This window comes from Niveispirillum sp. FG156, from assembly GCF_057809555.1.
Genome location: NZ_JBMDKE010000094.1, coordinates 1 through 714 on the forward strand (window position 1 = coordinate 1; position 714 = coordinate 714).

Sequence of the window (714 nt, forward strand, 5' to 3'; positions counted from 1 at the left end):
GCGCCTGAGGGAACATTATTCTACTGATCCGTCCTTCTTCCTGAACGGAAGGGCGCCTGAGGGAACATTATTCTACTGATCCGTCCTTCTTCCTGAACGGAAGGGCGGGTCTGCCGGGGGAAGGGGCTGCATCCTTCCCCCTGGCTCTTGGCCCCCCAGACTGGAACCTTTCCGCTTCACTTCCGCGCTGGATGGGAGGATGCGGCGGAAAGCCGGTGGACGGCGCGATGGATCGCCGACCCCGCCGGATTGTACCGGTCACGGGGCCCTTTCAGACCAACAGTACCAGGCGATGGTCGGCGCTCTCTCCCATCGCCTTCGGGTGTGATTGACGGTTCAGGCTTTCATCTGGACCGTCAATCACACACCCCAATAAAGGCTGGGTCCGGCCCGCACCCGGACCCCGGTCTCCGATCCCAGGATGACAACGCACCGTTCCGCCTCCGCGACAGGGGTGGGCGGTGCGTTGTCATTCCGGGTCCTTTTGACAGAGGAAACGCGCGCATGGATGGCTTCACCCCCCTTGTACTGGAAGAAAAGCAGATGTCGGCTTCCGTTCCCGCACCGCAGATCGAGACTGGCCAATGGGTTGCCGTGCATGTCAGCGACAGCGCAATGATCGTGTGGTTTCCCCGTGAACAGCATGCCGTAGGTCGCGGGTGAGCGTAGCGAACTCCGACACCGCACAAGCGCCGTCGCTTGTCGGGGTTCGCT

1 protein-coding gene is annotated in these 714 nt (G+C 62.0%); it reads left to right on the top strand.

Annotated features, from left to right (window positions below):
* Positions 1-504: 504 nt before the first annotated feature.
* On the top strand, positions 505-663 hold the full coding sequence (locus ACODSP_RS28200) for a hypothetical protein (protein WP_488968823.1): 159 nt from the start codon (positions 505-507) through the stop codon (positions 661-663).
* Positions 664-714: the final 51 nt, after the last annotated feature.